The following is a 21,388-nucleotide window of genomic DNA, read 5'->3' on the forward strand; positions in this document are numbered from 1 at the left end:
ACCTCGGGGTGGGGTAGTGTGATCCCGTCGCTGGGGGAGCGAAGGAGTGGAAACGCCTCCTCTGCCGGCCATCGCATTCCCGATGAATAGCGCCTTGATACCAGCACTGCCGTCACTTTCCGTCGCCTCCGGCATGCTCCGGACGCGGCGGTCGGGTGGACCTGTCCGGTCTCGGTTCGAGAAGAGCCTCGCCGTTGAATCCGGGCATTGTGCACAAACGGGGGAGATGGAAGATCATGGTACTCATTTCTGAACGCGTGCCCGCATTGTCGCCGGATTCGGCGGGGCCGTCCGGGACCGTCCGCAAGGATTGCCCGGGGATTCTCGGAGCGCGTTTCCAGGTCGGCCGGGAATTCGTTCCGGCCCGACCCTGTACCGACCAGGGGCCGGCCGTCGAGGAATTTCCGGCAACGGACCTGCGATCATTTCCCGGCTCCGGCTGAGCGACGCCTCCGGGGCCCGGCGCCGGCTGAAGGCGGACGTCCCGTCCGCGCGGCCGGTCGCCGTACGTGATTCCCGCGCGCCCGCGCACCGTCGGGCGGACGCCGCCCCGGTCCACGACCGGTGCGGCCGGCGCGGCACGCCCGCCTGCACCTTGTCCCGGTCCGGGACCCCGTGCGGTGTGCGCGCCGTGCCCGGATCCGCTGTGACCACCTGACCGGCGTTCCCCGCTCCACCATCACCTCTTCCATGCGAGCCGGTGCGGTCGCGTACGGGTTTGTTGTTGGTCGGTGCGGTCGCATGCCCGTGCGGTGCGCGGCGCGCCGTCGTGCCGCCGTGTCGTCGTGCCGTCGTGTCGTCGTGCCGCCGTGACGGTGGTCGCGGCCGTCGGGCCTGCCCTGCGGTGCCCTGCCCTGCCCTGCCCTGCCCTTCCCTGCTCGGCCCTGCCTCTCCCTGCCTCTGCCCTGCTCGGCCCTGCTGCGCCGAGCCATGTCCTGTCTCCTCCCCGGTCCGGGACCGGGGCTTCTCACGAAGGAAGCCTGATGACCGATCTCGTGCTGCCCGAAACCGCCCAGGTGGCCCGCGGCGGGCGGACCCCGTCCACCGAGCCGTTCCCCGTCCTCGGTATCGACGCCGTCGAGTTCGCGGTCGGAAACGCCAAACAGGCCGCACACTTCTACACCACCGCGTTCGGCATGCGGCTCGTCGCCTACCGGGGTCCGGAGACCGGTCACCCGGAGACGGCGTCCTACGTGCTGGTCTCCGGCGACATCCGGTTCGTCTTCACCTCGGCGGTCCGCGCGGTCGGCGAGGAGGCCGCGTTCGTCGCCGGGCACGTCGCCCGCCACGGCGACGGCGTGCTCGACGTGGCGATCGCCGTCCCGGACGCCCGCCGCGCCCACGAGCTCGCGGTGGAACGGGGCGCGACCGGCCTCGCAGCGCCCCGGGAGACGGCCGACGAACACGGGACGGTGCGGACCGCCGTGATCGCCACGTACGGCGAGACCAGGCACAGCCTGGTCGAGCGGACCGGCTACGACGGCCCCTACCTGCCCGGCTACGTGCACCGCGGGCCGTCGCCCGCCACCGCTGCCCGGCGGCCGCTGCTGACCGGCATCGACCACTGCGTGGGCAACGTCGAACTGGGCCGGATGGACGAGTGGGTGGCCTTCTACAACCGCGTCATGGGCTTCACCAACATGAAGGAGTTCGTCGGGGACGACATCGCCACCGAGTACTCGGCGCTGATGTCCAAGGTCGTCGCGGACCGCACCCGCAGCGTCAAGTTCCCGCTCAACGAGCCGGCGGTCGGCCGGAGGAAGTCCCAGATCGACGAGTACCTGGAGTTCTACGGCGGGCCGGGCGTCCAGCACATTGCCCTGGCGACCGACGACATCGTCACGGCCGTCCGCGAACTCCGTTCCAGGGGAGTCGAGTTCCTGGACACCCCGGACAGCTACTACGACGCCGTCGGCGAACGGCTCGACGGGACCGGGGCGGTGGTCGAGGAACTGCGCGAGCTGGGGATCCTCGCCGACCGGGACGAGGACGGCCACCTGCTGCAGATCTTCACCAAGCCGGTGCAGGACCGGCCGACCGTGTTCTTCGAACTCATCGAACGCCACGGCTCCCAGGGCTTCGGCAAGGGCAACTTCAAGGCCCTGTTCGAGGCCATCGAGCGCGAACAGGAACGCCGCGGCAATCTCTGAGCGGCTCTCCGGCACGCCATTCACGCCATTCACGTCAGCAGGTCGGCAGGTCGGTACGTCACCACGTCGAAGGGAGCGGACTCGTGTCCGACGAAGGGCCGAAGCGTTCAGCGGAACAGCAGGTGGAACGGTACCCCTCCCTCACCGGGCTGAGGTTCCTCTGCGCGCTGGGGGTCTTCCTGACCCACGCCTGGTACGTCGCGAAGGTGTTCCGGGACGACCGGGCCGAACAGGCCGTCAAAGCCGTGCTCCCGCTGGGCATGGTGGGCGTCTCGGTGTTCTTCGTACTGAGCGGATTCGTGCTCACCTGGTCCGCCCGCGACGGCGACGGTGCCCGCGACGGCAATGGTGCCCGCGACGGCGACGGCGCCCGCCGGGGCGGGAGCGCCCGTTCGTTCTGGCGGCGCAGGGCCGCCAAGGTCTACCCCAACCACCTGGTGGTGTGGGCGCTGCTGTTCGTGTTCGTGCTCGCGACCGGCTCCGCCGTGACGGGCGGGTCCGGCGGCGGCTTCCCCTGGCTGCCCGCGCTGGCCAACCTGCTGCTGCTGCACGCGTGGCTGCCCGGCCCGGGCTTCACCGCGGGGCTGAACATCGTCACCTGGTCGCTGGCCGTCGAAGTGTTCTGCTACGCCCTCTTCCCCTTCCTGCTGCCCCGCCTGCGACGGATCCGTCCGGAACGGCTCTGGGCGGCCGCCGGGTGCGCGGTGCTGGCGGTGTGGCTGGTGGCGGTGATCGCCTCGCAGTTCCGCGGCGGCCGCACCGTGCCGGACGTCGAGGTCTCCCAGTGGCAGTTCTGGATCCCCTACTTCTTCCCGCTCGGCCGGCTGCCGGAGTTCGTCCTCGGCATGCTGCTGGCCCGGATCGTCCGCGAGGGCCGGGGTGTGGTGCCCGGCATGGCACTGTCCGGGCTGGCGCTGGTGCTGGCCCTGGGCACGGCACTGGCGACCCTGCCGTTCGCCTTCCTGCCGGCCGCCGCGACCGTCGTGCCCGTGTCCGGTCTGATCCTCTCGGCCGCGGCGGCGGACCGCGACGGCCGCAGGTCCTGGCTGCGCCGCCCGGCGCTGGTGCGGCTCGGCGAGGCCTCGTTCGCCTTCTACGTGGTGCACTGGCCGGTCGTCATGGTCGCCCACTGGGCCCTCGGCGGCGGCCGCTGGAGCACACCCGTCGCGATGGCGGCGACCGCGCTGTTCCTCGCCCTGTCCCTGCTCGCCGCCCGGCTGCTCCACCGGTACGTCGAACTGCCCGCGATGCGCCGGTTCGCCCGGCCGCGCCGAGCGGGCGCCCCGTCCACACCCCCACCCCTCGACGAGGCACGCCGCCCGGCGGTCCCGGTGCCCGGCAGCACGGCGAGCTGACGTACGAACAGCAAGGGAGCTGACGCATGAACAGCACAGGATTCGCCGCCTCCGCCTCCGCCCCCGTACCCGCCCCCGTTCCGGCCGCCGCGCCCGCACTGCCGCGCGCCGAGCGCGTGCGCGCCTTCGTCAGGCTGGGCAGGCCCAAGTTCCTCGTCCAGAGCATGATGGTGGTCGGCCTCGGGGTCAGCATGTCGGTGCACGACGGCCACGCCTTCCGGCCCGGCTGGTTCGTCCTCACCCTGGCCTTCGCCTGGTGCACCCACCTGATGACGCACTACTGCAACGAGTACTTCGACCTCGACGCCGACCGGGCGAACGCCGCGCCGACGGGCTGGACCGGCGGCAGCCGGGTCCTGGTGAGCGGCCTGCTGCGCCCGATGGTCAGCCTGTCCGCCGCGTTCGTGCTGCTCTTCGTCTCGCTCGGCCTGATCGCCGTCATGCCGACGACGGGCACCCGGGTGATGGCGGCCGCGATCGCCGCGCTCTCCTGGTTCTACACGGCCCCGCCGCTGCGGCTGAACTACCACGCGCTGGGCGAGGTGGCCTGCGCGCTGGTGCTGTACGGGCTCGGGCCGCTGCTCGCCCGCGCCCTCCAGTCCGGCTCGGTGACCGGGGCGGACGTCGTCTACGCCGGTGTGGTCTGCGCCCTGCAGTTCCTCCGGATGTCCGTGATGAACCTCGCCGACATCGAGGGCGACCGGCGGACCGGCAAGCACACGCTCGCGGTCGCCCTCGACGGCCCGGGCCTGGTCCGCCTCTACATCGCCGGCCAGGTCGCGGTGGGCGCCGGGATGCTGGTGCTCGCCGGGACCGGGGTCGTCCCCGCGGCCGGCGCGATCGCGGTGCTCGCCACGGCCCCCGTCGCGGCCTGGGTCTCCCGGCGGCTGCTCACCGGGGCCCTGCGCCGGCCGGAGAAGGCGAACGCGGTGACCTTCCTGGCCTCGATGCACATGCCGGTCACCGCCTGCGCGATCACGCTCAGCCTGCTCGGCAGCGCCCTGAACACCGGTCGCGGGGTGCCCGGCGGCTGGCTGGCCGTCTACGGCGTGACGCTCACGGCGTTCCTGGTGTGGCTGACCGGAGCGGTGCGCAGCAACGTCCTCCGGCGCCCCGCCTGACTCCGCACCGCGACCGCATCCGAACGTTGCCCGGCGCCGAACCGCCGAACCGCCGCACCGCCGGGGTCGGACGACCGACCGGCCCCCGAGCTTTCGCCCAAGCCGACCACCGCTACAGGAAGGGTCCGCCATGACGACGATCGCGCACACGCTGCCCCCGCACACGCCGTCCCCGAACGGCCAGTCCCCGAACGCCCAGTCCCCGAACCCGCAGCCCCCGCACCTGCCCTCCCAGCACTCCCTGGCCGCCGGAACGACCCGACGGGCCAGGGAGCTCACCGAACCGCTGCTGCGTGAGGCGGTCGCCCTGCTGGAGCCCTGGACCGCCATGATGAGCTCCTACCACCTCGGCTGGTGCGCCGCCGACGGCTCGCCGGTGGAGCTGGACTCCGGCAAGGCCGTCCGCCCCGCCCTCGCGGTGCTGGCCGCCGAGGCCGTCGGGGCGCCGGCGGAGGCCGCGCTGCCCGGTGCGGCCGCGGCGGAGCTGATCCACAACTTCAGCCTGATCCACGACGACATCATGGACGGCGACGAGGAACGCCGACGGCGCCCGACGGTCTGGAAGGAGTTCGGCGTCAGCGGAGCGATCCTGGCCGGGGACGCGCTGCAGGTCCTCGCCTTCGACCTGCTGCTGGCCAAGGGGGGACCGCACGGCCCGGCCGCGGCCGGTCATCTCGCGGTGGCGCTGCGCGAGCTGGTGGAGGGCCAGGCGTGCGACATCCGGTTCAGCGAGCGCCCCTGGTCCGGCCCCGGCACGGTGACCGTGGCCGAGTACCAGGCCATGGCGATGGCCAAGACCGGCGCCCTGCTGGCGGGCGCCAGCGCGATGGGCGCCGTCCTCGGCGGAGCGGACCGGCCGCTGGTCCACGCGCTGGCCGAGGCGGCGGGACAGCTGGGACTGGCGTTCCAGTGCGTCGACGACATCCTGGGCATCTGGGGCGACCCGGCCGTGACCGGGAAGCCCGTGCGCGGCGATCTGCGCGAGCGCAAGAAGAGCCTGCCCGTGGTCGCCGCCTCCGCCGCCTCCGGGACCGTCGCGCGGCGCCTGGCGGAACTGCTGGCCGACGGCCGCGCCCCGGCGGGCGAGGAGGAGGCGGAGAAGGTGCTGCTGGAGGCCGCCGCACTGATCGAGGAGGGCGGGGGCCGGCGGGCCTGTGAACGCGAGGCCGAACAGGCCCTGGCCAGGGCGCGGGCCAGCCTCGACCTGGTGCCGATGCCCGCCGGGGTCCGCGCGCAGTACACGGCGCTCGCCGACTCCTTCGTCTCCCGCGTGATGTGACGTGTCGTCCCGTCACAGCCACAGCCACAGCCACAGCCACAGTCAGAGCCCGGCCCCGTCGTCGTCCCGTGGAGCGCCGATGTCCCTCCCACTGAACCAGCACCCGCATCAGCACCCGCACCAGCACCTGCACGACGGCCTCGAACGGCGGACCCGGATCGAAGGCGCGGTGGCGGCGAGCACCGGCCTGCTGCTCGCCACCCAGTTGCCCACGGGCGCGTGGACCAATCCCCGCCCCGCCGCGGTCTCCGGCACCGCGGGCGCGGCCCTGGCCCTGCACCTGGCGGGCACCGGGGCCGACCGCGCCCTGGCGGAGGGCGGGTGCGCCTGGCTGCTGCGGGTGCGCAACCCCGACGGCGGCTGGGGCACGCTCGAAGGATTCCCCTCGGACGCCGTGGCCACCTGCATGGCGGCCGCCGCCCTGACCCTGGTGCCCCGGCCGGACCCCGGCGACGCCGCGGCCCGCGAGGCGGTTGCCGGTGCGCTGGCCTGGCTCGGCGCCGCGGGGGGCGTCGAGGCCGTGGCGGACCGCACGGTCCGGCAGCTGTGCTCGCTGGTCCTGGCCCTGGCGGGCCTCGGCGACGCCGGCGGGGTGTCCCGCGTCCCGGTCGAGCTCGTGCTCCTGCCGGCCGCGCTGCGCCGCAAGGTGCTGTCCTACCTGTCGCCGCCGTTCGTCGCGCTCGCCCTGCTGCAGTCCCGCTTCGGGGCCCCGGGCCCGCTCGCCCGCGGCGCGCTCGCGGCCGCGCGGCCGGCGGCCGTCCGGCTGCTGGGCGCGGTGCAGTACCAGGAGGGGGACGTCGGCTCGTACGGGGGCGACCCGTGGCTGACCGGCCTGGTCGTCACGGCCCTGGCGAGCACCGGCTCCGTCGCGTCGCCGGGCTCTGTGGCGTTGCCGGGTTCCGGCACGTCGTCGGGTTCCGGAGCGGAACCGGACGATGCGCGTCTCGTCGCGGCGGGGCTCGACTACCTGCGGGCGACCGTCCAGCCGGACGGCTCCTGGTGCATGATCCACGGGATGGAGACCGCCCGGGTCGAGGTCACCGGCCCGGCCTTCGCGGCCGCCGCCCTGGGCACGGCGGGCTTCGCGGACGACCCCCGGTTGGCCCGCACCAGGACCTGGCTGGCCGACTGCCAGCAGACCACGCCGTTCCCGCTCTACGACTGCCCGCCCGGAGGCTGGACCTGGTCCGGACCCAAGGGCTGGCCGAACGTCCTGGACTCCCTCGCCGTGCTGGAGGTGCTGCTCCAGGGCGACCGCGACGCCCCCGCGCTGCGCCGCGGTCTGGACTGGCTGCTCGCCCGGCAGGACCGGCGCGGCTCGTGGAGCACCTTCGTCCGCAACACCCTCGTCCCGCTGGACGGCCCCTGCCCGTACATCACGGCGAAGGCGCTGCTCGTCCTGCACGAGGCGGGCGTGCCCGCGAGCGACCCCCGGCTGGTGCGCGGCCTGCGGTGGCTGCTGCGCCGGCAGGACCGGGACGGCGGCTTCCGGGCGCTGTGGCACCGGGGCGTCGTCCCGGCCACCGTCGCCGTGCTGCGGCTGCTGGCCGCGCTCGGCCGTTCCCGCAGCCCGGTCGCGCGGCGTGCCCTCGACCGCCTGCGGGCCGCACAGCTCCCGGACGGCTCCTGGTCCACCGGCGACCGGGGAGAACCCGGCACGGTGGACGAGACCGCCCGCGCCGTCCTGGCCCTCGCGGCCTGCGGGGACGGTGCGGGGGCGGCGCGCGGCGCCGACTGGCTGCTGGAGCACCAGCGGCCGGACGGGAGCTGGGAGCCGGGCCGGACGTGCGTGTACATCCGCGACCACGTCCACTACAGCGACTTCCTGATGGCCCAGGGCCTGGCGCTGTCGGCACTCGCGGCGGTCTCGGCCCTCCCGGCGCCGTCCGACGCGTCCGACCCGTCCGGCGCGTCCGAAGTGTCGGAGCCGGTGGCCGGTGCCGGGACGGGGGACGCCCGATGAGCGGGGCCGTGGACGCAGGCCCGGGCCGGGGCCGCTGGGACGCGATCGTCTGCGGCGCCGGGGTGGCCGGGCTGGCCACCGCCCGCGCCCTCGACCTCGCCGGGCTGAGGGTGCTCCTGCTGGAGAAGCAGCGGGTGCCCGTGCCGATCGCCAAGGGCGAGGTGCTGCAACCCAGTTCGGTCCGGATCCTGCGCGAGTGGGGCGTCATGCCGCTGCTGCTGCGGCGCGGCGCCGTCCCGCTCGGGCAGCTGATGATCCGCGACGCGGACGGCCGGCGCCTGATGCTCTTCGACTACCGGACGATGCCCGGCGAGGACCGCCAGCTGTTCTCCCTCGACTACCCGGAGATCCTGGCGGCCCTGCGCGAGTCCCTGGGCGAACGGGTGGAGTCCTGGTCGGGTGCCCTGGTCGAGGGGCTGGTCCGGGACGGCGGCCGGGTGTCCGGCGTGCGGGTCGCACGGCAGGGCCACGAGCGGGAGCTGACCGCACCGCTGGTGGTCGCCGCCGACGGACGCTCGTCGAAGCTGCGCCGCGACGCGGGCATCGGGACGAGTTCCGCCGAGTACGGGCACCGACTGCTGTCCTTCGACATCGACGGCGTCCCGGCGGCGGCACCCGAGGTGACGACCTATCTCACCGGCGAGGGGCTGCGGCTGGCCTACCCGCTGCCCGGCGGGCGGATGCGGCTCTACGCCCAGGTGCGCCCCGACGCGCTGCGCGGCACCGGCCCGGAACGGCAGGCGAGGCTGGAGGACTGGTGCCGCGACCTGCTGGCGGGCACGCCCGCGCTGCGGCCGCTGGAGGAGCGGCTGCGCGCCAGCTTCGGCAGCCGGCAACTGCTCAACCTGTGGCGGTTCACCGCCGACGTGCTGGCCGTCCCCGGGCTCGCCCTGGTCGGCGAGGCGGCGCACTGCGTGCACCCGATGGCGGCCCAGGGCATGAACACCGCCATCGCCGACGCCGAGGCTCTGGCGGCCTGTCTGACCGGCCGGGGCTTCACCGCCGGCGCGTCCACGGCCACCGCCACGGCCACGGCCACGGCCACCGCCTCCTCCACGGCCACGGCCACCGCCGCCGTCGACCGGGCGTTGGAGGCGTACGCGGCGCAGCGCGTGGACTGGGTGCGGCACATGGACCGGATGAGCCACGACGCGACCCGGATGATCACCCAGCTCTCCAGGTCCGGCCAGGCGCTCGGGCGCCGGGTGCTGCGCCGGATGGACGGCAACCCGCGGCTCCGCTACCAGGCCACCTACAACATGGCGGGGCTCGGTATCCGCCCCTTCACCGCGCTGGACCGGCTGCACCAGTTGGGCCTGCCGGACCCGCGCGCCCGGCGCGTGCCGGACTGGGCGTGACCGGGGCGAGGGCCGGGGCGAGGACCGAGGTGAGGACCGACGAGGAAGGACGGGACAAGGGGATGGACCGATCACGCGGGGCCGAGAGTATGGCCGAGGGTGCGGGGGACGAACGGTCGCGCCGTCCCGCGGTGCGCCGGGCCGTTGTCCTGGGCGGCGGCTTCGCGGGCATGCTCACCGCTTCGGTGCTCGCCCGCCACGCGGAGCAGGTCGTCGTGGTCGACCGGGACCGGCTGCCGGCCGGCCCGGTCGCGCGGGCGGGCCTGCCCCAGGCCCGGCACGGACACCTGCTGATGGCTGCGGGGGCGGCGAGTCTGGAGGCGCTGCTGCCCGGGTTCACCGACGCCCTCACCGCCGCCGGGGCCCGCCGTCTCGCCCTGCCCGGTGACCTGGTGACGCTCACCCCGCACGGCTGGCTGCCCCGGACCGGCGAGTCCTCCCACGGCTGGTGCCTCAGCCGTGACCTCCTGGACTGGATCGTCCGCGCCCGGGTGCTCGCCGACCCCGGGGTCGAGCTCCTCCAGGGCGTCCACGGCGAGGGCCTCGTCGGCGACGCCCGCCGGGTGACCGGCGTACGGGTGCGGGGCGGGGCGTGGCCGGACGGCCGCGAACTCGCCGCGGACCTGGTGGTGGACGCCACCGGGCGGGGCTCGCGCGCACCCGACTGGCTGGCCGGGCTCGGCCTGCCCGAGGTCGCGCAGGAGCGCGTCGACTGCGGGCTCGTCTACGCGACCCTGCTGGTCCGCGCGCCCGACGCGGCGGCCGGCTTCCCCTCGGTCTCGATCCAGTCGGGACCGGGGGCCGGTCCCGGGCGGGCGGGCGTGGTCTTCCCGATCGAGGACGGTCGCTGGCTGGTCACCCTCTCCGCCACCCGCGGCGCGGAGGCGCCGCGCGACGAAGCCGGGTTCCACGCGTTCGCGCGCGCCCTGCCGCATCCGCTGATCGCGGACCTGCTGCCGCTCTGCGAACCGCTCGACCGGGTGCGCCGCTACGGCAACACCGCCGACCGCCGCCGTCGCTACGACCGGCTCCGGCGGTGGCCGACGGGCTTCGCGGTGGTCGGGGACGCCGTCGCGCACACCAACCCCGCCTACGGACACGGCCTGTCCGTCGCGGCGGCAGGCGTTCTGGCGCTCGCCCGGGCCCTGGAGCGCCGGGGCGCGGACGACGGAGGCGTCACCGCGGGCGTCCAGCGGGCCGTCCACCGGGCCACGCGGGCCGCCTGGAGCCTGGCCACCGGCCAGGACGTGCTGTACCCCGACGTCGCCGGAGCCCGGCCGACCAGGGGCGACCGGGCGCGGGCCCGGCTGGGCGCGCGGCTCCAGGCGGTGGCGGTGCGCGCGGACGGCACCGGGGGAGACGCCGACGCCGTGCTCGGCACACTGGTCCGGCTGGGCACGCTGGAGGGACGGCCCGCGGACCTGGCCCGCCCCGCCGCGGTGCGCGCGCTGCTGCGCGGCCCGTCCGCCGCGGTGCTTCCCGGCCGTGAACCGCCCCTCACGGAGGGCGAGCTGGCCTTGCTGGGCGGTGCTGCGGGGCGTCCGTACGACCGGGCGGGCGGTCGTACGGTGTGAGGCTGTTCGGGCCCGGTGTGCGGGTCGGGGGAACGCACGACGCCGCTGGTCACCTGGCCGTCCCCGGGGTGGGGGTGGTCGGGTGCAGCGGCGTTGTTGTGGTGCGCCCCCTGTGTGGGGGTGGGGGTGTTACTTGGTGAGGCCGGCCTTGACGGAGCAGACGGGCCAGGCGCCGGGGCCCTGGGCGGCGAGGACCTTCTCGCCGATGGTGATCTGCTGGGCCTTGGTGGCCTGGTGGGCCTGGGGGGCGTAGGCGGTGCCGCCGAAGGCGGCCCAGGTGGAGCTGGTGAACTGGAGGCCGCCGTAGAAGCCGTTGCCGGAGTTGATGGCCCAGTTGCCGGTGGCCTCGCAGGCGGCGACCTTGTCCCAGACGCCGGCAGGAGCGGCGGAGGCGGCGTTGGCCGTGACGAGGCCGGCCACCGGCAGGGCGGTGAGGGCCCCGGCCATGAGTGCCATCCGGACGCGGTTGCGGCGCTTGGTGGCGGTGGTGGCGGTGGCGGTCTCGTTACGGAAGGTCATGGGTTTCCTTTGCGGAAGGGGATGCGGGCGTGCGGAACCAGGCCCTGGGGGCTTGTGGTTTCGCGGGGTTCGCACGGGGTGTTGCCGGTGAGCGGTGTGCTCGTTCGGTGCGACGCATTCGAAGTTACGGGGGTGGGGGTGGGGTTTCAAGGATTCGTAGGTTTAGGCACGTCAGTGGGGGGTTACCGTGGGTATGGATCTTGATATTGGCCTGTTTTGAAGGCATATGTCCGCATTTTCAAGATCGAATACTGGCTGGAAGTGGTCCGGGCCACTCCGGGGGGTCTGTGAGGCCGGGCACACGGTCGACGCGCGGTGGCCGTGCCGTCGCGCGGGGTGCGGGAATCGGGGTGCCGGGCGGGGTGCGGCGGTGGTGCCGGGTGGTCCGGGCCACAGCCCTCACCCGCCGTGCCCCGCGCCGTCACCCGCTGTGCGCGAAAACCCCCGACGCGGGCGCGGTCAGACGTCCGAACGGCTGACCCGCGTGCTCCAGCGCCCGATGGCGACCTTCACCGGCAGCAGGACCAGCCAGCCCCACGCGACCCGGGACCCGACGAGGAAGCTCAGCGGCGCCGTGGCGGCGAAGACGACCACCGTCGCTCCGAGGTCCGCCAGATAGGCGTGGGCCTCCCGGTCGGGAAGCGGTGCCGCCCGGAGCCAGGGGCGCTTCCACACCACGAACAGCAGCGCGAACTGGGCGCTGCCCAGGGTCGCGACGGCCGCCGAGTAGACGGCCACGGCCGAGGGCTCGCTGGCGTACTCGGCGATGAGGGAGGTGGGGAAGGGGAGCAGCGCCGCGACCCCGAGGCCGAACAGCGTCAGCCGGATCACCAGGCCGTCCACCTGCCGGACGCCGAGGAAAAGACGGTGGTGGTCACGCCAGAAGGCCGCGAGGACGAGGAAGCTCAGGGCGTACGCGCCGACCTGGGGGAGGAGGTCGTGCAGCTGGCGGTGGAACTCGGCGGAATCGAGGCCGTCCGGGAGCTTGATGTCGATGGCGAGCAGGGTGATCGCGATGGCGTAGACGCCGTCGGCCAGCGCGACCAGCCGTTCCGGCCGGCCGAGCAGGGGTTCCGGGGCTGTCGGGGTCGTCATCCTGCCGACCTTAGGGAGGGGAAGGCCGGGAGCGGCGCAGGTCCGACGGTGTGCCGGGCCGTGTCCCGCCCCCGGCCGCGTCTCCCGCTCCGGCCGCGCGGCGCGCCGGGTGTCAGGAGCCGGCGGTGGCCGCCTGGAGGGTGGTCGCCATGATCGGGCTGGTGAAGGTGTTCGTCGCGTTCCCCGGGGACGGGTGGTACGAGCCCCACTTGAGGTAGTTGCGGTCACCGTCCCAGGTGGTGCCCTTGAAGGTGCCGGAGCCGGTGGTGAAGGTCTGCTTCACACCGTCGAACCAGAAGTCGATGGTGCCGTTGGTGCGGCCGAGCCGGATCTTCAGGGCGTAGGAGTGCCACTGGTTGTTGCTGGTCGGCGCGGTCCAGAGGGTGTGGGCGACGTGCTTGGTGTCCCACTCCTGGAGGCGGATGCGGCCGGTCGTCGCGTCGATCTCGATCGGGTGGTTCGCCGTGTCGGTGCTCGGCGAGCACTTGAGCTGGAAGACGTAGCGGCTGTTGGAGTCCTTGATGTTCAGCTTGGAGGACCAGCCGAGGTAGAAGGTGCTGCCCTCCTTGAGGTTCGGGCCGAGCGTCTCGCAGCGCTCCTCGCCGGCGGCCTGGAAGGCCCGCCACACGTTGCCCTTGGCCGGGTCCTTCACCACGCCGAACTTGCCCTCCGCGCACTGGACGCCGGCGAAGGAGGAGGGGCCCTTGCTGGTGCTGGGGGTCCACAGGACGGTGTCCGCCGCGGTGGCGGAGCTTCCGGCGACGGCGGTGCCGCAGGTGATCGCGAACGCGCTGAGCGCCACGACACCGGCGGTGGTTCGATGGCGGTGTGCCGAAGAAGGCATGTCTCTCCTGGGCGGACGAGTTGTCGGAATCGGATGCCGACCGGGCGGTCGGCCCGGACGTGCGAGGAGATTCGACCACCTGACGACCCGTTGGACCAGCCGGGCCGACCGGCCGTGGCCCTTTCGGGCAACACCGCCGGTCGACCCGTCCCGGCGGCCGCCCGGGGCGGGCGACCGGGGGAGGTCGGCGGCGGGAACGGCACGGGAACAGGGGAGGGCCGCCCGGGTCGCCGGCGAACGAGGGAGGTGGCCCGCCACCGTCTCAGCCGGCCGCGATGCCCACGGCCAGCGTCAGTTCGAGGACCCGGTGCGGCGAGGCGAGGTCCGGGAAGAGCTCCCGCAGCTTCGTCATCCGGTACCGGACGGTCTGGGGGTGGACGAACAGGGCTGCCGCCACCTCCTCGCGCCTGCCCTGGTGCAGCAGCCACGCCCGCAGCGTCTCCTCCAGCCGCCGTGCGGTCGCGACGGGCAACGGTCGCAGGGGTGCGAGGGCTCGCGCGCGCAGATCGGCGAACGCGTCCGCGTCCGCGCTCAGCACCAGTTCGGGCAGGTGCTCCTCGGTGTCGCGGATGTCGGGTGACAGGGAGCGCGCGCGTACGGCCCGTGCGTAGGAGGCGGACGCGCGGGTCCACGGCCGGGCCGGGCCGACCACGGCGACGCGGTCGGTGAGCTGCCGCAGGAGCCGCGACCGGTCGGCGTCGGGGACGAGGAGCACTCCCGTGGCGTCCGGCAGGTCGTCGAGGACGAGGGTGCCCGGGGCGAGCGTGCGGTACGCGGGCCGGGTCTGGGCGGCGGGGAGCAGCACCGCGGTCAACGAGGACGGAGGCTGCCAACGGGCCCGTTGGGCGGAGGCCAGCAGGACGTCCTGGCTCGCGTCGGCGAGGAGGTCGCGGGCGAGCTGCTCCAGGTGGCGCTCCTGGGCCCGGCCCCGGGCGGCCAGCTCGTCGGCGTGCCCCGCGGCGCTCGCGGCGGAGAGCTCGTCGATGTAGGCGAAGGTCAGCTCGGCGAACTTGGCGACCTCGGCGGCGGGCAGGCCCGCGGGTACGGCACCCGCCGCCAGGCACCGCCAGGCCACCCGGGCACCGACGCGGTACGCGCTCAGCAGGGCGTCCATCGAACGGCCGTCGCGCACCTCGCCGCGGCCCAGTTCGTAGGCCGCGTCGCCGGCGTCGCCTCCGGTGGGGTTCCCGCTCGCCAAGTCCAGGTAGTGCCCCAGGGCGGTGCGGACGGCTCGGCGGATGGTGTTGCCCATGCGGCCGGACAGGGCGTTGGCGTAGGAGGGGACTTCTTCGATGATCGCCCGGACGACCTCCTCGGCGGTGGCCGTCAACGCGGCCCTGAGGGCGGCGACCGTCGTCTCGTCCAGGGCCGGCTCGCCGGCCTTTCGGACTGCGTTGCTCATGTTCTTGTTCCCTGCGAACAAATCGGCGGACCGGATTCACGTTCTACGGTCAGGACTTTACGCCCGTATGCGCAGCAAGCTGGGCCTATGACGAGTGCAGCCCTCCGCAGCCGGGCGTGGAAACTACTGGAGCTGGTCACGACGCCGCTGCTGCCGTCGGACTACCTCGACCTGGTCAGTCCGCTGCGCGCGGGCGCCGACCTGCGCGGGCGGATCGAGGCCGTGCACCCCGAGACGGAGGACGCCGCGACCGTGGTGATCAGGCCCGGTCGCGGCTGGCGCGGCCACCGGGCCGGCCAGTACCTGTCGGTCGGGGTCGACGTCGACGGAGTCCGCCTGTGGCGGTCCTACTCCATCACCTCGCCGACGGACCGCAAGGACGGCCGGATCACGATCACCGTGAAGGCGGTGCCGGGCGGCAAGGTCAGCAACCACCTGGTCCACCGGGCGGCACCGGGCACCCTGGTCCGGCTCGACCAGTCCGCCGGCGACTTCGTCCTGCCGCCGGCCAAGCCCGCCAAGGTGCTCTTCCTGACGGCCGGCAGCGGCATCACGCCCGTGATGGGCATGCTGCGGGACACCGGGTTCGACGACGTCGCCATGATCCACTGCGCGCCGCGGCCCCAGGACGTGATCTTCCGCGACGAGCTGCGCGAGCTGGCCGCGGCGAAGAACCTGCGCCTCACCGAGGTGCACACCGGCACGGACGGTCGGCTCGACCTCGCCCGCCTCGACGAGCTGGTGCCCGACTGGGCCGAGCGCGAGACCTGGGCGTGTGGGCCCGCGGGCCTGTTGGACGCCGTGGAGGAGCACTGGACCGGGCACGGCGTCCTCGGGCGCCTGCGCACCGAACGCTTCCGGCCCGCGGTCGTCGCCACCGGTGACGGCGGGACGGTCACCTTCAGCGCCACCGGCCGGACCGTCGAGGCGGACGGCGCCACGCCGCTGCTGGACCTCGGTGAGGAGGCCGGGGTGCTCATGCCCTCCGGCTGCCGGATGGGCATCTGCTTCGGTTGCGTCACGCCGCTCAAGGCGGGCGCCGTCCGCGACCTGCGCACCGGTGGGATCACCGAGGCCGAGCCGGGCGTCCTCATCCAGACCTGCGTGTCCGCCGCGGCGGGCCCCTGCGACATCGAACGGTAGGAGCACCATGACCGCCATCGACCCCGCCACCCGTCTGACGGCGGAGCAGATCGAGGAGCTGGGCCGCGAGCTGGACGCGATCCGCGACGAGGTGATCGCCGGCCGCGGCGAGAAGGACGCCGCCTACATCCGCAAGGTCGTCTCCGCGCAGCGCAAGCTCGAACTGGCCAGCCGGGCCGTGCTGCTGTTCTCGCTCTTCCCGCCCGCGTGGCTGATCGGCACCGCCGGTCTGTCGGTCGCGAAGATCATGGAGAACATGGAGATCGGCCACAACGTCCTGCACGGCCAGTGGGACTGGATGCGTGACCCGAAGATCCACTCCACCACCTGGGAGTGGGACCACGTCTCGCCCTCCGACCAGTGGAAGCACTCCCACAACGAGCTGCACCACACGTACACCAACGTGATCGGCAAGGACAACGACCTCGGCTACGGCATCATGCGCGTCGACGAGGACCAGAAGTGGTACCCGTTCCATCTCGGCCAGCCGCTGTGGAACCTCGTCAACGCCTGCTTCTTCGAGTACGGCATCGCGGCCTACGACCTGGAGCTCGGCAAGAACCTCCGCAAGCGCCGCCGCAAGGACCCGGAGTTCCGCGCCCGGGTCAGGGCGGTGGGCCGCAAGATCCGCAGGCAGATGCTCAAGGACTACGTGATCCACCCGCTGCTGTCGGGCCCGTCCTTCCTCACCACCCTCGCCGCCACCTTCACCGCCAACCTGGTCCGCAACCTCTGGACCCACTCGGTCATCATGTGCGGGCACTTCCCCGAGGGCGTCCAGGTCTTCCAGCGCCGGTCGATCGAGGGGGAGACGCGCGGCCAGTGGTACCTGCGCCAGATGATGGGCTCGGCGAACATCAGCGGCAGCAGGGCCATGCACTTCATGACCGGCAACCTGTCGCACCAGATCGAGCACCACCTCTTCCCGGACCTGCCGAGCAACCGGTACGCCGAGGTCGCGGTGAAGGTGCGCGCGCTGTTCGAGAAGTACGAGCTGGAGTACGTCACCGGACCGCTGCCCAAGCAGGTGTTCTCCGCGTGGCGCAAGGTCGTCCGGCTCTCGCTGCCGAACCGGCGGCCCGCGGCCGGGACGCCAGACCGCGAGCGGGAACTCGCCGCCGCCTGACGCGCGTACGGGACCGCCCGCGCTGCGGACGGTCCCGGCTTCGGAGCCCGATCAGTCGCGCGTGCCCTCGTGGTCGTCGTAGTCGGTGGTGCCCGCGTCCAGGAGTGGCGTTTCGGTCGGCTGCTTCATGTGGGCCGGCGCCATCGCGCGCAGCGCGTGGTATCCCGTCAGCACGATGATGGTGCCGAGGGCGATCCCGGACAGCTCGAAGTTGTCGGTGAACTTGAGTGTCACATTGCCGATGCCCACGATGACGCCGGCCGCCACCGGGACGAGGTGGAGCGGGTTGGTGAGGTCGACCCTGTTGTGCACCCAGATCTGCGCGCCCAGCAGGCCGATCATCCCGTAGAGCACCACCGTGATCCCGCCCAGCACCCCGCCCGGGATCGCCGCGATCACCGCACCGAACTTCGGACACAGCCCGAACAGGATCGCGAACCCGGCCGCGCACCAGTACGCCGCCGTCGAGTAGACCCGGGTCGCCGCCATCACGCCGATGTTCTCCGCGTACGTCGTCGTCGCCGGACCGCCCACCGCCGTCGACATCACCGTCGCCGCGCCGTCCGCCATGATCGCGGTGCCCATCCGGTCGTCCAGCCGGTCCCCCGTCATCTCGCCGACCGCCTTCACGTGCCCGGCGTTCTCCGCGATCAGCGCCACCACCACCGGCAGCGCCACCAGCACCGCCGACAGCGAGAAACTCGGCGCGTGCAGCGACGGGAACCCGACCCACTCCGCCTTCCCCACCCCCGACAGGTCCAGCCGCCAGTGCTCCACCGTCTGCCCCGCGCCGTTCACCGAGTCGATCCGCCCGAAGACCCGGTCGAACAGCCACGACACCGCGTACCCGAACACCAGCCCCAGGAAGATCGCGATCCGCGACCAGAACCCCCGCAGCACCACCAGCGCCAACCCCGTGAACGCCATCGTCAGCAACGCCGTCCACTGGTCCTGCGGCCAGTACGTCCCCGCCGCCACCGGCGCCAGGTTGAACCCGATCAGCATCACCACCGCACCCGTGACCACCGGCGGCAGCACCGCATGGATCACCTGCCCACCCAACGCCTGCACCACCGCGCCACAGGCCGCCAGCACCGCACCCACCACCAGCAACGCCCCCGTCAGCGTCGCCGCGTCCCCACCCTGGGCTTTGATGACCGCCGCCACCCCCACGAACGACAGGCTCGACCCCAGGTACGACGGGATCCGACCCCCCGTCACCAGCAGGAAGAACACCGTCGCCACACCCGACACCATCACCGCGAGGTTCGGATCCAGCCCCATGAGCACGGGGGCCACGAACGTCGCCCCGAACATGGCCACCACATGCTGCGCGCCGAGCCCGACCGTCCGCCCCCAGGACAACCGCTCGTCCGGCCGCACCACCACCCCGGGCCGCGGCGCCCGTCCGTCCCCGTGCAGCTTCCACCCGAACCCGACCTTCATGCCGCTCCTCGCTCGTGGCCGACGCCTGTCGGCGCTGTCGGACCGCTATGTACGATCAACCAGGGTCCGATCATGCATCGACCGGAGCAGCGACGGCCGCACATGGACGATGGTCGGAGGCAGTTCCTCCGGCCGGCACCTCGCACCGCGAGCGGCGTCACCATGGGCCCGCTGCCGGTCCGGGCCCGGCGTCCGGTCGAGGACCTGGTCGACGACATCCTCGCCGCCCACGCCGAAGCCCGGCGTCTGCGCGACGCCGCCCGCCTGGTCGAACGCGCTCGTCGAAGCGGCCGACGAGAAACAGCTGACCAGGACCATCGCCCGCTACGGCCGCGTCGATCTCCTCTGCGTCGATGAACCGGGCCACCTCGAACTGGACCGCCGCAGCGCCGAGATGTTCCAGGTTCTGACGGAAAGAGAGGAGAAGAACAGCGTTGCCCCGGCCTCCGGCTCTGCGCGGCCGTCGTCGACCGCCTCACCTTCAACGGCACCATCATCGAGACCGGCGCCGAGCCCTACCGCCTCGCGCAGACCGAAGCCAGGCGGCAGGCGAGGAAATGGTCGGGCGGCTGTGCGGCTGCGTCGGTAGTCTCCGCGGGTGTCGTTGAATCAGTACGTCTACTTTGCGATCGCCAGCGTGGGCACCACTGCCGACGAGATCACTCAGTTGCTCGGCGTGGAACCGGACGAGGTGACGGTGCGGGGGAGCATAGCCACCTCACCTCACGCCATCCCGTTCTGCCATGTCTGGAAGGTTGTCTGCCGCGAGCCCGGCCTGCCGGTCGACGAGCAGATCGGCCGGGTCATCGGCAGGCTCGCGCCCCGCATGGAGGCGCTCATCCGTCTGACGGCCCGTCTCGCAACCGAGGAGGGCCCCGGGGGCACGATTCTGCAGGTCGAGCGCTTCTTCAACCGGCGTCACGAGCAGCCGTCCGGCTCGTCGGACGACACGAACCTGTTCGGCTGGCGCCTGGACCGCGCGGTGGTGGACTTCCTCGCCGCAACCGGCGCGGACCTGGATGTCGGCGAATACGACATGACGCCCATCGACGACTGATACCGCCCCCATCAAGGCGGTGCCAGTTCAGACCGGAAGCGGCGCTGCTCGGGGCCGGAACACAAGGGCCCCTCGCGGAAAGGCGGGGCCAGTTCGGACCGGAAAGACGGGGCCGTACCGAACCGTTGACGCCACGGATGACGGCTGCGACTGGCGCCTCCAGGCCGCCCGCGCGCATCGCCGCAGGAATTGCCAAATTCTGTGGATCGACCGGACAGTCCAATGGCTGGTCGCTCAAGCGAGTGGCTTGCGGTAGCGGACGTACTCGTTCTGTCTCCGGAACCCCACGCTCTCGTAAAGATCGTAGGACCGGTGGGGATTTGCCGTGCCCGTGTACAGCCTGGCCGTCGTTGCACCCTGTTCGCGAAGGCTTCGCAGCCCTTCCAGCAGTAGGATCCGGCCGATTCCCAGGCGCCGCTGGTCCGTTCGGACGCTCAGCTCTTCCACCTCGCCCACGGTGTGGTCGTGGCTGCGGATGGAGCAGAGGGCCACTCCGAGCATCTCCTGCTCCCTCCAGGCAGCTCTCCAGCAGGTCGGGTCGGCGGTGTCGACAAAGTCCTGGAAGGACCATTTCTGAGTGAAACCGGTATCCGTATACGAATCGACGACCGTCGTCCAGGCCGCGCGGTAGTGGCTGGTCCCGATCGGCTCCGTCCGTAACCCTGCCGGGAGTTCGCTGCCCGGCCCGGGCAACTGCTGCGGATCGTTCAGCTCCAGCTCGACCAGACTGAAGACACGTCGGGTAGCCGGCTACGAGCAGAAGAGCCGTGGCGTCCTGCTCGGAGACCGTGGCGTTCGCACCGATCACTGCCGCCCGCGCCGTGCCATGGTCCTCGGCGAGCCGGCGGATCCGCTTCTCGGCCCAACTCAGCATGGCTGACCCGATGCCCTGGTGGCGATGCTCGGGCAACAGGTAACCGCGGTGCAGGTAGAGCCAGGGTCGTGGTCCTCGTGGCCCCGATACGGCCGGAACCCGAAGCCGGGTGGGAGGTCCTGTCCTGGTGTGTCGTCCGACATGAGCGGATGATCTCGAACTTCGAGACAGGTCCGCCACCCTGTTCATGATTCATGCCGCGGTTGTGTTGGGCCGTTCCACGAGGCAGCCGCGTTCGAACAGGGGTCTGGTCCGACCGGCGAAGTCACGCAGGCGGATCGAACACGACTACCGCGAGCTGAAGACCCGAATCGGGCCGGACCACGTCGAGTGACTCCAGCCGGCGAGCAAGGTGTTGGGCCGTCCGCGCCGGTCCGGAATCTCGCACGATCGGGTGCTGCCACGATGCCCCCACTCCTTCCCGCCACTGTCACCCCCAAGGGCGCCGAGCCCAGAACAGGACATGGCCGCTGTCGCCCTCGGGCACGATCTCTTCATGAACCACGTCGAGGCCGGCCCGCACGAGCCATGAGCGGCTCGTCGCGGCGTCCGCGTGACTCCACCACATCGCCGCCCCGCCACCGAGCCAGTTCTCATCGGTCCCGGTCCAGGCTCGATGCCCGGCGGTGGCCAGGAACCAGCCCCCGGGCCGCAGCCAGGAAGCGATCCGACCCAGCAGGGCAGGCTGTTCCTCCACCGGAATATGGATCAGGGCATACAGGCAGACCACGGCGTCGAAGCTCTCCTCGGGGAACTCCGAGGTCGTGGCGTCAGCCCGGACGAAGTCGGCGCCAGGCACGAGTTCCCGGGCCCTGCGGATCTGGACCTCACTGATGTCTACGCCCGTCACGCGGTGACCAGCCATGACCAAGGACCGGGCCGCAGGGACACCGGTGCCACACCCGATGTCCAGGACGATGCCTGCCTCCGGCAGTCGGCCGAGCAACTCCTCGATCCACGATCCGTATTTCGTCTCGCTGCCGAATGCCCGCTCATAGTGCTCCGAGAGCAGGTCGTACCCCCTCCGGACCACCTCTTTGGGATCTTCAACGTTCACGCGGCGCACGATAACGGCGCATCGC

General features: G+C 72.7%; 16 protein-coding genes and 2 pseudogenes. 11 read left to right on the forward strand and 7 right to left on the reverse strand.

Features of this window, described 5'->3' with window-relative positions:
• Window positions 1–983 precede the first annotated feature (983 nt).
• The 7 genes from hppD to ACW14Y_RS39015 all read left to right on the forward strand — a co-directional run bounded on the left by hppD (window position 984) and on the right by ACW14Y_RS39015 (window position 10,800).
• Entirely contained in the window at window positions 984–2,150 is a 1,167-nt protein-coding gene (gene hppD / locus ACW14Y_RS38985) for a 4-hydroxyphenylpyruvate dioxygenase (RefSeq protein WP_380441654.1), read from the forward strand.
• Window positions 2,151–2,272: 122 nt separating this feature from the next.
• The gene (locus ACW14Y_RS38990) at window positions 2,273–3,505 is read left to right on the forward strand and encodes an acyltransferase family protein (RefSeq protein WP_456985178.1); all 1,233 of its coding nucleotides are present in this window, start codon (window positions 2,273–2,275) and stop codon (window positions 3,503–3,505) included.
• A gap of 26 nt (window positions 3,506–3,531) precedes the next feature.
• Entirely contained in the window at window positions 3,532–4,626 is a 1,095-nt protein-coding gene (locus ACW14Y_RS38995) for a prenyltransferase (RefSeq protein WP_456985179.1), read from the forward strand.
• Window positions 4,627–4,756: 130 nt separating this feature from the next.
• The gene (locus ACW14Y_RS39000; protein WP_456985180.1) at window positions 4,757–5,905 is read left to right on the forward strand and encodes a polyprenyl synthetase family protein; all 1,149 of its coding nucleotides are present in this window, start codon (window positions 4,757–4,759) and stop codon (window positions 5,903–5,905) included.
• A gap of 79 nt (window positions 5,906–5,984) precedes the next feature.
• Window positions 5,985–7,868 carry a prenyltransferase/squalene oxidase repeat-containing protein gene (locus ACW14Y_RS39005; protein ID WP_456985181.1) on the forward strand — a complete coding sequence of 628 codons (1,884 nt, stop codon included), beginning with the start codon at window positions 5,985–5,987 and terminating at the stop codon, window positions 7,866–7,868.
• 8 nt (window positions 7,869–7,876) lie between these two features.
• Window positions 7,877–9,226, forward strand: a complete 1,350-nt coding sequence (locus tag ACW14Y_RS39010) for an FAD-dependent oxidoreductase (protein ID WP_456985182.1) — start codon at window positions 7,877–7,879, stop codon at window positions 9,224–9,226.
• Window positions 9,227–9,288: 62 nt separating this feature from the next.
• On the forward strand, window positions 9,289–10,800 hold the full coding sequence (locus tag ACW14Y_RS39015) for an NAD(P)/FAD-dependent oxidoreductase (RefSeq protein WP_456985183.1): 1,512 nt from the start codon (window positions 9,289–9,291) through the stop codon (window positions 10,798–10,800).
• 129 nt (window positions 10,801–10,929) lie between these two features.
• Here ACW14Y_RS39015 and ACW14Y_RS39020 read toward each other — a convergent pair whose 3' ends face one another.
• The 4 genes from ACW14Y_RS39020 to ACW14Y_RS39035 form a co-directional block, all read right to left on the reverse strand.
• Complete coding sequence (locus ACW14Y_RS39020; protein ID WP_380299460.1) at window positions 10,930–11,319, reverse strand: transglycosylase family protein; 390 nt, start codon at window positions 11,317–11,319, stop codon at window positions 10,930–10,932.
• Window positions 11,320–11,778: 459 nt separating this feature from the next.
• Window positions 11,779–12,414, reverse strand: a complete 636-nt coding sequence (locus ACW14Y_RS39025; protein ID WP_380308805.1) for a TMEM175 family protein — start codon at window positions 12,412–12,414, stop codon at window positions 11,779–11,781.
• A gap of 112 nt (window positions 12,415–12,526) precedes the next feature.
• A complete protein-coding gene (locus ACW14Y_RS39030) occupies window positions 12,527–13,258 on the reverse strand; it encodes a heparin lyase I family protein (RefSeq protein ID WP_380308803.1) in 732 nt (243 codons plus the stop codon).
• A 262-nt stretch (window positions 13,259–13,520) separates the two neighbouring features.
• A complete protein-coding gene (locus tag ACW14Y_RS39035; RefSeq protein WP_380440651.1) occupies window positions 13,521–14,660 on the reverse strand; it encodes a PucR family transcriptional regulator in 1,140 nt (379 codons plus the stop codon).
• Between the two features lie 87 nt (window positions 14,661–14,747).
• Here ACW14Y_RS39035 and ACW14Y_RS39040 point away from each other — a divergent pair, with 87 nt between their 5' ends.
• Together ACW14Y_RS39040 and ACW14Y_RS39045 are read left to right on the forward strand one after the other, a co-directional pair.
• Window positions 14,748–15,803 carry a ferredoxin reductase gene (locus ACW14Y_RS39040; protein WP_456985184.1) on the forward strand — a complete coding sequence of 352 codons (1,056 nt, stop codon included), beginning with the start codon at window positions 14,748–14,750 and terminating at the stop codon, window positions 15,801–15,803.
• A gap of 7 nt (window positions 15,804–15,810) precedes the next feature.
• The gene (locus ACW14Y_RS39045) at window positions 15,811–16,929 is read left to right on the forward strand and encodes a fatty acid desaturase family protein (protein WP_380392987.1); all 1,119 of its coding nucleotides are present in this window, start codon (window positions 15,811–15,813) and stop codon (window positions 16,927–16,929) included.
• A gap of 51 nt (window positions 16,930–16,980) precedes the next feature.
• Here ACW14Y_RS39045 and ACW14Y_RS39050 read toward each other — a convergent pair whose 3' ends face one another.
• Window positions 16,981–18,375, reverse strand: a complete 1,395-nt coding sequence (locus ACW14Y_RS39050) for a uracil-xanthine permease family protein (protein WP_380308795.1) — start codon at window positions 18,373–18,375, stop codon at window positions 16,981–16,983.
• 271 nt (window positions 18,376–18,646) lie between these two features.
• Here ACW14Y_RS39050 and ACW14Y_RS39055 point away from each other — a divergent pair.
• Together ACW14Y_RS39055 and ACW14Y_RS39060 are read left to right on the forward strand one after the other, a co-directional pair.
• A pseudogene (locus ACW14Y_RS39055) lies at window positions 18,647–18,924 on the forward strand (ATP-binding protein); the annotation flags it as partial.
• 49 nt (window positions 18,925–18,973) lie between these two features.
• Window positions 18,974–19,432, forward strand: coding sequence for a DUF4279 domain-containing protein (locus ACW14Y_RS39060; protein ID WP_380308793.1), 459 nt, complete (start codon window positions 18,974–18,976; stop codon window positions 19,430–19,432).
• A 234-nt stretch (window positions 19,433–19,666) separates the two neighbouring features.
• Here ACW14Y_RS39060 and ACW14Y_RS39065 read toward each other — a convergent pair.
• Together ACW14Y_RS39065 and ACW14Y_RS39070 are read right to left on the reverse strand one after the other, a co-directional pair.
• A pseudogene (locus ACW14Y_RS39065) lies at window positions 19,667–20,449 on the reverse strand (GNAT family N-acetyltransferase).
• A gap of 287 nt (window positions 20,450–20,736) precedes the next feature.
• Window positions 20,737–21,363, reverse strand: a complete 627-nt coding sequence (locus ACW14Y_RS39070; RefSeq protein ID WP_456985185.1) for a class I SAM-dependent methyltransferase — start codon at window positions 21,361–21,363, stop codon at window positions 20,737–20,739.
• Window positions 21,364–21,388: the final 25 nt, after the last annotated feature.

It is taken from the genome of Kitasatospora sp. cg17-2, from assembly GCF_054031055.1.

Excerpts from the sequence above, each read along its gene's own strand:
- ACW14Y_RS39015 (WP_456985183.1), top strand. The coding sequence starts at position 9,289 with ATGGACCGATCACGCGGGGCCGAGAGTATGGCCGAGGGTGCGGGGGAC.
- ACW14Y_RS39005 (WP_456985181.1), top strand. The coding sequence starts at position 5,985 with ATGTCCCTCCCACTGAACCAGCACCCGCATCAGCACCCGCACCAGCAC.
- ACW14Y_RS39000 (WP_456985180.1), top strand. The coding sequence starts at position 4,757 with ATGACGACGATCGCGCACACGCTGCCCCCGCACACGCCGTCCCCGAAC.
- ACW14Y_RS39025 (WP_380308805.1), bottom strand. The coding sequence starts at position 12,414 with ATGACGACCCCGACAGCCCCGGAACCCCTGCTCGGCCGGCCGGAACGG.
- ACW14Y_RS39050 (WP_380308795.1), bottom strand. The coding sequence starts at position 18,375 with ATGAAGGTCGGGTTCGGGTGGAAGCTGCACGGGGACGGACGGGCGCCG.
- ACW14Y_RS39035 (WP_380440651.1), bottom strand. The coding sequence starts at position 14,660 with ATGAGCAACGCAGTCCGAAAGGCCGGCGAGCCGGCCCTGGACGAGACG.
- ACW14Y_RS38995 (WP_456985179.1), top strand. The coding sequence starts at position 3,532 with ATGAACAGCACAGGATTCGCCGCCTCCGCCTCCGCCCCCGTACCCGCC.
- ACW14Y_RS39030 (WP_380308803.1), bottom strand. The coding sequence starts at position 13,258 with ATGCCTTCTTCGGCACACCGCCATCGAACCACCGCCGGTGTCGTGGCG.
- ACW14Y_RS39045 (WP_380392987.1), top strand. The coding sequence starts at position 15,811 with ATGACCGCCATCGACCCCGCCACCCGTCTGACGGCGGAGCAGATCGAG.
- ACW14Y_RS39020 (WP_380299460.1), bottom strand. The coding sequence starts at position 11,319 with ATGACCTTCCGTAACGAGACCGCCACCGCCACCACCGCCACCAAGCGC.
- ACW14Y_RS39040 (WP_456985184.1), top strand. The coding sequence starts at position 14,748 with ATGACGAGTGCAGCCCTCCGCAGCCGGGCGTGGAAACTACTGGAGCTG.
- hppD (WP_380441654.1), top strand. The coding sequence starts at position 984 with ATGACCGATCTCGTGCTGCCCGAAACCGCCCAGGTGGCCCGCGGCGGG.